A 7,700-nucleotide genomic window follows, 5' to 3' on the forward strand; every position below is an offset into this window, starting at 1 on the left:
ATTGGTAGTTTCTTTTCAGATACTATATACTACTTCAGATTGTGCTGGGTAATTCCCCTCGAATCATTGTTTTAGTTATTATTTAACCCTTAATAAATTAATTTCCACTAACTTTATAAGAGAATTTAATGGCTTGGGTTAGTGCCCTGCAATCTAATTTCTTTTTATGCATAAAGTTTTTTTTTCTCTTTTCTTTATTCTATTTACACTTCAGATTTCAGCTTCCTCCATACTTATTCCTATGGATGCGGATACGCAAAAGAACCATTTAAAGGCCTACGGCATTACCTATTGGATGCTTTCTAAGCAACAGAAAGTCCAATGGCTTTTAAACTACCGTGGTGGTTCTTTTTTATTGCCCGATGGCGATAGTGTGCGCAAGGAATGTCAAATACGGGGAGTTTCCTTTGAGGTAATTCCCGATAGTGAAGCCAACAGTATATTAGATGAAATAAGTAGCCCTTCTAAAAATCAAGACGCGGTAATATTAGAAAAAGCACCCAAAATAGCGGTCTACTCGCCTAAGGGAAACCAACCTTGGGACGATGCGGTAACCATGGCCCTTACCTATGCAGAGATTCCATATGTAACGGTTTATGATGAGGAGGTCTTGGATGATAAGTTGGCCTTGTACGATTGGTTGCACCTACATCACGAGGATTTCACGGGGCAATACGGTAAGTTCTATGGTGCATATAGGGCTAACCCTTGGTATATCGATAGTAAGAAAGAGTCCGAGAAACTGGCGCGTAAGCTTGGTTATGATAAAGTATCGGAAGAAAAGGGGGCGGTTGCCCTTAAAATTAGAAACTATGTCATAGGTGGCGGATTTATGTTCGCTATGTGCTCGGCTACGGATAGCTTTGATATTGCCTTAGCGGCAGACGGTGTTGATATCTGTGAGCCAATGTTCGATGGTGATGCATCGGACCCTAATTATCAAGCTAGTTTAGACTTTAATAACACTTTTGCTTTTAAGGATTTCATATTGGAGCGGAGCCCTTTAAAATACGAGTTTTCTTCTATAGATATGACTTCTAAAAGGGGTAACGTACCCAAAGAATCCGATTACTTCTCTTTGATGGATTTCTCTGCGAAGTGGGACCCTGTTCCGACTATGCTCTGTCAAAACCATACCGCTTTGGTCAAAGGTTTTATGGGGCAAACCACGGCATTTAATAGAAACCAATTAAAGCCCACCGTATTGGTGCTTGGTGAAAACAAACTGAACGGGGAGGCAAGATACATCCATGGAATTAAGGGTAAAGGTTTTTTTACGTTCTATGGGGGCCATGACCCGGAGGACTATCAGCATAGGGTAGGGGACCCTAAAACAGAATTGGAACTACATCCCACATCTCCAGGATATAGACTTATTTTGAACAATGTCTTGTTCCCTGCGGCAAAAAAGAAAAAACAAAAGACCTAGCCCTTTTGAGCTACAAGTTGTTCTAAAATTCGCTCTACTCCTAAAGCATCATTGCTTGCAGTTTGGTAGTTAGCAGCTTGTTTTACATTGTCGTGGGCGTTTTCCATGGCAAAACTAAAATCTGCAAGCCCCAACATTTCCAAATCATTGTTATAATCACCAAAGACCATAGTTTCAGCTGGTAAAATCCCATAAATTTCTTGTAGTTTTTCAACGGCAAAGCCCTTATTGGCGTTAGGGCTAGAGATATCTACCCAATTGGGTCCTGAGACTTTTACCTTTAAATCATCCTCTAAATGTTGCACATAAGGGTAGATAAATGCCTCGGAACTTTCAAAATGATAGATTGCCGTCTTTATGATTTCCTCATCAACTCTGTTTAAGTCGTCCACAATGGTAAAAGCGGAATAATATTGCCTTAAATGGGCTGTAAATTCTTCAGATTCCCCGGTGAGATAAGCACTTCTTTTCCCGCACAAAACGGTATGTATGTTAGAAACTTCGGAAAGTACCTTTAAGATTTTTTGTTGTTGTGATTTTGGTAGTGGCGTACTCAGTACCTCTTCATCTTTTCGCATTACGAAACCTCCGTTTTCAGCAACTACAATAATGTCGTCCTTAATGGTATGTAGTTTGTCTAGAATACTATTATATTGTCTTCCACTGGCCGCAACGAAGAGCACATTATGCTCCTTTAGCGCTTCAAAAAGTTCAAAGAAGCGATGACTCATTTCATGTTGGGAATTCAATAATGTCCCATCCATATCGGAAACGACCATTTTTACCTTGGATAAGTTCATGGGGTGATATGTTTAAGGTCAAAGGTATTTCAATACGCGCAATATCTTTGCCTTTGTTTTAAAGTTTTACCTTTATTGGTCTCAAATTGGGGTTCAAAACCCTGCAATTTTATTGCAGAACTTTAGTACTACGAAAAAATCTATACATTCGCTTGTATGGGTTCGAATATAAGAAAAGTTTCACATACCGTAAGTCGTTTAACATGTCATATAGTTTGGTCTACAAAGTATCGATACAAGGTTTTGAAGGGCAATGTTCAAATACGATGTCGTGAACTTCTCATACAGGTTTGCGAGGCTCATGGTATTGAAATACTAAAAGGTGTTGTTAGTTCGGACCACGTACATATGCACGTAGAGCATGCGCCCAATGAGAATGTAAGTTCCATTGTAAAGAGTCTAAAAGGACGCAGTTCCCGAAGACTTCAACAAGAGTTCCCCTCACTGAAAAAGCGATATTGGGGCAATCACTTTTGGGCAAGTGGATACGGAGTATGGAGCAGTGGGAATATTACCGATAAGATGGTAAATGAATATTTGGAACATCACAGGAAGAAAAATAATGATGATAATTCAAATTTTATACTTGAGTGAGTAAAAGAAGGACTTTCAGTCCTGTTTCAAAAAACCCCTGCACTTTTAGTGCAGGGTGGTTTAGTTAATAATAGATAAGCATGCACTGGTATCAGAAAGAATTTAAACTGAAACCCTTTAAAAGGGGATTTCATATTATAACGGAGATTGTTTTAAAGGAGATTCCCGAGATAGATAAAATAGATACGGGAATGTTGCAGGTATTTATAAAACATACTTCTGCTAGTTTAACCATAAATGAAAATGCGGACCCCACGGTTCGGGTGGATTTTGAAAGTCATATGAATACCATGGTTCCGGAAAATGCACCTTATTACATTCATACCTATGAGGGTGCAGATGATATGCCGGCACATATAAAAGCCGCTTTGATGGGTACTTCGGTGCAGATACCAATTACAAATGGCAGGCTTAATCTAGGGATTTGGCAAGGAATCTATCTATGTGAACACCGGAACAAGGCATCTGGCAGAAGACTAGTAGTCACCGCCTTTGGAAATTGATTTGCCCTGAGCTATAAAATTATGTTTAGGATATAACACAAAAAATCCGACTCGTTAGAATCGGATTTTTATAAGTGAGATAATTTATTTTTTACTTTACTTGATCTACAACTGCTTTAAAAGCATCTGGGTGGTTCATCGCTAAATCTGCTAGTACTTTTCTATTAAGTTCTATATTGTTAGCTTTTACTTTCCCCATAAATTGAGAGTAAGACATTCCGTGTAACCTAGCACCCGCATTGATACGCGTTATCCATAGTGCACGAAACGTTCTTTTCTTGTTTCTACGGTCTCTGTAAGCGTATAACATCGCTTTTTCAACCGCATTTTTAGCTACTGTCCAGACGTTTTTACGTCTTCCAAAGTATCCTTTGGCTTGCTTCATCACCTTTTTTCTTCTGGCTCTTGAAGCTACTGCATTTACTGATCTTGGCATTTCTTTTAATTTTTTTGTAGTAGGCGGTCAAAATTGACACTTTGTTTTAAGCCTAACTCCATGGTTAATAAATTTACCTGTTAGAGGACAATTATTTTAATCTTAATTGCTCTTTAATACTGTTTACATCATGCTGATGTACTAAAGTATCATGTGTTAAAGCAAGCTTACGCTTTTTTGACTTCTTCGTAAGAATGTGGCTTTTAAAAGCGTGCTTTCTTTTGATTTTACCTGTACCGGTAAGCTTGAATCGCTTTTTGGCACTGGATTTTGTTTTCTGCTTAGGCATTTTCTCCTATTTTATGTATTAATCTCACTTGTGTATGCTGAATAAGTCCACTTAAAAGCAAACAAAATTCAGTATTTTATATAATCGGCTTACCGTTTAAGATTGGCCGAACCATCGGTCGCAGAGCGAAGCCGAAGGTGTTATTTACCTTTTGTCTTAGGAGCAATGAACATGGTCATTCGCTTACCCTCCAATTTTGGCATCTGTTCTACCTTCCCTAGTTCTTCTAATTCCGATGCCAATCGTAATAATAATATTTCTCCTTGATCCTTATAAACGATGGACCTTCCTTTAAAAAACACGTACGCTTTTAATTTTGCTCCGTCTTTAAGGAACTTTTCAGCATGCTTCTTTTTAAATTCATAATCGTGATCGTCCGTATTTGGACCAAAACGTATTTCCTTTACGACCACTTTAGAGGCTTTGGCCTTCATTGCCTTGTCCCTTTTCTTTTGTTCGTACAAGAATTTCTTATAATCGATAATCTTACAGACCGGAGGTTTAGCTTTGGGAGATATTTCTACCAAATCCAATTCCAGTTCTTTAGATATGTCTAGTGCCTTCCTGATAGGATATACACCAACTTCTACATTGTCACCAACCAACCTTACTTCTGGAGCAAGTATTTTTTCATTGATATTATGGGGATTTTTGTTTTCCCTTCTTGGTTGGGGTCTAAATCTTTTACGTATTGCTATGACTTCATATTTTTAGTTAAACTTAATTTTTTTAAAACGACTTTAAAGTACTATTTATTTCCTTAGTTACCAAGTCTTTAAACTCTTCTATGGTAATGGCTCCTAAATCGTCTCCACCATGCCTTCTAACGGATATGGTATTTGCTTTTTCATCGTTTTCTCCGACTATCAGCATAAAGGGGATTTTATTCATCTCTGCCTCCCTGATTTTTTTGCCAACAGTCTCGTTCCTATTATCAATGAGGGCGCGAATTTCGCTATTTTCTAGGGATTTTAAAACTTTTTCCGCATATTTTTCATGTTTCTCACTTACGGGCAATACAATAGCTTGTTCAGGAATAAGCCACAGCGGGAAATTACCTCCCGTATGTTCCAGTAATAAAGCTATAAAACGCTCCATACTTCCAAAGGGTGCCCGGTGTATCATAATAGGCCTGTGTAGCTCATTGTCGCTCCCTTTGTAGGTCAGGTCAAAACGCTCTGGCAACGTATAATCTACTTGGATTGTGCCGAGCTGCCAGTTTCTTCCCAGCGCATCTTTGACCATGAAATCTAGCTTAGGGCCATAAAACGCAGCTTCACCCTCTTCAATAACATAATCCAGTCCCTTCTCCTTGGCAGCATTGATAATGGCATTTTCTGCCTTTTCCCAATTTTCGACCGTTCCAATATACTTATCAGGGTTTTTAGGGTCTCTTATAGAAACCTGGGCGGTAAAATTATCAAAACCTAACGAACCTAGTACGTATAGAGATAAGTCAATCACGTTCATAAATTCTTGATCTACCTGATCTGGTGTACAGAAAATATGGGCGTCATCCTGGGTAAATCCTCTTACCCTTGTTAAGCCGTGCAATTCTCCACTCTGTTCGTATCTGTAGACCGTGCCAAATTCTGCAAAACGTTTGGGTAAGTCTTTATAGGAATGTGGCTTAAAATTGTAGACCTCACAATGATGGGGGCAATTCATTGGTTTTAATAGAAACTCCTCATCCATTTTAGGAGTTTTTATGGGCTGAAAACTATCTTCTCCATATTTAGCATAATGCCCTGAAGTAACGTAAAGTTCTTTTTGACCAATATGCGGGGTTACCACCATTTCGTAACCTGCTTTTTTCTGCGCTTTTTTCAAAAATCCTTCTAATCGTTCGCGTAATGCTGCACCTTTAGGAAGCCAAAGCGGAAGCCCTTGACCTACTTTCTGAGAAAAAGTAAAAAGCTCTAGTTCTTTCCCTAGTTTTCTATGGTCTCTTTTTTTAGCTTCTTCCAAAAGAGCAAGATATTCTGTCAGTTCTTTTTGCTTTGGGAACGAAATACCATAAATACGTGTCAATTGAGGTTTGTTTTCGTCCCCTCGCCAGTAGGCACCAGCAACACTAAGGATTTTAATCGCCTTAACAATTCCGGTATTGGGGATGTGACCGCCTCGGCATAAATCCGTAAAGGTGTCATGGTCACAAAATGTAATCGTTCCGTCCTCAAGGTTTTCTATGAGCTCTATCTTGTATTCATTGCCTTCTTCCTTGTAGAAATTAAGTGCGTCTTCCTTGGTGACCGATTTCATTTTAAAATCGTGTTTACCACGGGCAATTTCCAGTGCTTTTTTCTCAATGGAAGGAAAATCTTTTTCTGAGATAGTTCCTTCCGGTAAATCTACATCGTAATAAAAGCCATTATCAATAGCCGGACCTATGGTTAGTTTCACTCCTGGATATAATTCCTCCAAGGCCTGCGCAACAATATGTGAGGTGGAGTGCCAAAAAGCAGTTTTGCCCTCTTTGTCTTTCCAAGTATAAAGTACAAGAGATCCGTCCTTATGTAAAGGAGTGGAAGATTCAATGATAGCGGTATTAAATTTTGCTGAAATCACATTCCTTGCAAATCCCTCACTTATATTCTTGGCAATCTCCATCGGAGTGGTGCCTTTTTCAAATTCCCTAACGGAACCATCTGGTAGCGTTATTTTAATCATTATAATCGGTATAATATGTAATGGGCAAAGATAATGCGTAGTAGTTAGGCGCACAATATATTATGATGTTGTTTTTTTGAACGTTTATAAGCATCTGGATAGTTGCTCAAAAGAAGCCTTGAGTCCTTTTGAAGAGTGAAGACTAGTGTTTTTGTAATGATGTCCATAATTTTCGTTAATGAAGATTTGTGGGGATGGAAGTATTTTATTAAATTCAATGCCCTTTTAGATTTTTTAATTTCTATAATGACCTAGGATTTAGGTCATTAAAAAAAAGAGGAAAAAAAAGTTTAAAAAAGATGTGAATTTTATTTTTAATTCAAAAAACACTCTTATATTTGCACCCGCTTTGAGAGATACTTGAGGTGTTGACGTGGAGACAGTGATGTTTTCGGAGCGTTAGGGGATTACAGGAGTTCATTGAAATATTGTGGAGAGAATAAGAGCTGATTGGTACCTTTCGGGGTCACCGTTTCGGTTTTTAGGTAGAGAAAAAGAATCAAGTAATTTCCCGGGGCCTCAGGGTTTCGGGAAGAATAGAATTAGATCGAGAGAATCGGGGCCGAGGACGGACTTTGGAATGGTTGGGACGAATATATACAGAACAACGATGAAGAGTTTGATCCTGGCTCAGGATGAACGCTAGCGGCAGGCCTAACACATGCAAGTCGAGGGGTAACAGGGAGTGCTTGCACTCCGCTGACGACCGGCGCACGGGTGCGCACCGCGTATGGAACCTACCTTCTACAGGGGAATAGCCTTTGGAAACGAAGATTAATTCCCCATTGTACCTTTTTGCGGCATCGTGAAAGGGTTAAAGGCTTCGGCCGGTGGAAGATGGCCATGCGTCCCATTAGCTCGATGGTAAGGTAACGGCTTACCATGGCTACGATGGGTAGGGGCCCTGAGAGGGGGATCCCCCACACTGGTACTGAGACACGGACCAGACTCCTACGGGAGGCAGCAGTGAGGAATATTG

General features: G+C 39.4%; 8 protein-coding genes and 1 rRNA gene. 4 read left to right on the forward strand and 5 right to left on the reverse strand.

The genetic code is table 11. The features are described from left to right. The first annotated feature begins 166 nt into the window (after positions 1–166). Positions 167–1,429: an asparagine synthetase B gene (locus BFP77_RS10275; protein WP_099573936.1), complete on the forward strand. Its 1,263-nt coding sequence runs from the start codon at positions 167–169 to the stop codon at positions 1,427–1,429. Here the strand turns inward: BFP77_RS10275 and BFP77_RS10280 are convergent. Next, positions 1,426–2,229 (reverse strand): HAD family hydrolase, encoded by an 804-nt coding sequence (locus tag BFP77_RS10280; RefSeq protein WP_099573937.1) that lies wholly within the window; start codon positions 2,227–2,229, stop codon positions 1,426–1,428. The genes BFP77_RS10275 and BFP77_RS10280 overlap by 4 nt on opposite strands. Positions 2,230–2,385: 156 nt before the next feature. Between BFP77_RS10280 and tnpA the strand changes: the two genes are divergently transcribed. Together tnpA and BFP77_RS10290 are read left to right on the forward strand one after the other, a co-directional pair. Further along, positions 2,386–2,823 (forward strand): IS200/IS605 family transposase, encoded by a 438-nt coding sequence (gene tnpA / locus BFP77_RS10285; protein WP_099573938.1) that lies wholly within the window; start codon positions 2,386–2,388, stop codon positions 2,821–2,823. Between the two features lie 80 nt (positions 2,824–2,903). Further along, a complete protein-coding gene (locus tag BFP77_RS10290) occupies positions 2,904–3,326 on the forward strand; it encodes a secondary thiamine-phosphate synthase enzyme YjbQ (RefSeq protein ID WP_099573939.1) in 423 nt (140 codons plus the stop codon). A 91-nt stretch (positions 3,327–3,417) separates the two neighbouring features. On the opposite strand, the gene rplT is transcribed toward BFP77_RS10290, so the two are convergent. The 4 genes from rplT to thrS all read right to left on the reverse strand — a co-directional run bounded on the left by rplT (position 3,418) and on the right by thrS (position 6,721). Continuing rightward, on the reverse strand, positions 3,418–3,762 hold the full coding sequence (gene rplT / locus BFP77_RS10295) for a 50S ribosomal protein L20 (RefSeq protein ID WP_099573940.1): 345 nt from the start codon (positions 3,760–3,762) through the stop codon (positions 3,418–3,420). Between the two features lie 91 nt (positions 3,763–3,853). Further along, complete coding sequence (rpmI, locus tag BFP77_RS10300; RefSeq protein WP_047245905.1) at positions 3,854–4,051, reverse strand: 50S ribosomal protein L35; 198 nt, start codon at positions 4,049–4,051, stop codon at positions 3,854–3,856. A 140-nt stretch (positions 4,052–4,191) separates the two neighbouring features. Continuing rightward, entirely contained in the window at positions 4,192–4,749 is a 558-nt protein-coding gene (infC, locus tag BFP77_RS10305) for a translation initiation factor IF-3 (RefSeq protein WP_099573941.1), read from the reverse strand. Positions 4,750–4,780: 31 nt separating this feature from the next. Further along, positions 4,781–6,721, reverse strand: coding sequence for a threonine--tRNA ligase (gene thrS / locus BFP77_RS10310; RefSeq protein WP_099573942.1), 1,941 nt, complete (start codon positions 6,719–6,721; stop codon positions 4,781–4,783). 607 nt (positions 6,722–7,328) lie between these two features. Between thrS and BFP77_RS10315 the strand changes: the two genes are divergently transcribed. Beyond that, a 16S ribosomal RNA gene (locus BFP77_RS10315) occupies positions 7,329–7,700 on the forward strand; the annotation flags it as partial.

Source organism: Maribacter sp. 4U21, from assembly GCF_002742365.1.
GTDB lineage: Bacteria > Bacteroidota > Bacteroidia > Flavobacteriales > Flavobacteriaceae > Maribacter.

Excerpts from the sequence above, each read along its gene's own strand:
- BFP77_RS10275 (WP_099573936.1), top strand. The coding sequence starts at position 167 with ATGCATAAAGTTTTTTTTTCTCTTTTCTTTATTCTATTTACACTTCAG.
- BFP77_RS10280 (WP_099573937.1), bottom strand. The coding sequence starts at position 2,229 with ATGAACTTATCCAAGGTAAAAATGGTCGTTTCCGATATGGATGGGACA.
- tnpA (WP_099573938.1), top strand. The coding sequence starts at position 2,386 with ATGGGTTCGAATATAAGAAAAGTTTCACATACCGTAAGTCGTTTAACA.
- BFP77_RS10290 (WP_099573939.1), top strand. The coding sequence starts at position 2,904 with ATGCACTGGTATCAGAAAGAATTTAAACTGAAACCCTTTAAAAGGGGA.
- rplT (WP_099573940.1), bottom strand. The coding sequence starts at position 3,762 with ATGCCAAGATCAGTAAATGCAGTAGCTTCAAGAGCCAGAAGAAAAAAG.
- rpmI (WP_047245905.1), bottom strand. The coding sequence starts at position 4,051 with ATGCCTAAGCAGAAAACAAAATCCAGTGCCAAAAAGCGATTCAAGCTT.
- thrS (WP_099573942.1), bottom strand. The coding sequence starts at position 6,721 with ATGATTAAAATAACGCTACCAGATGGTTCCGTTAGGGAATTTGAAAAA.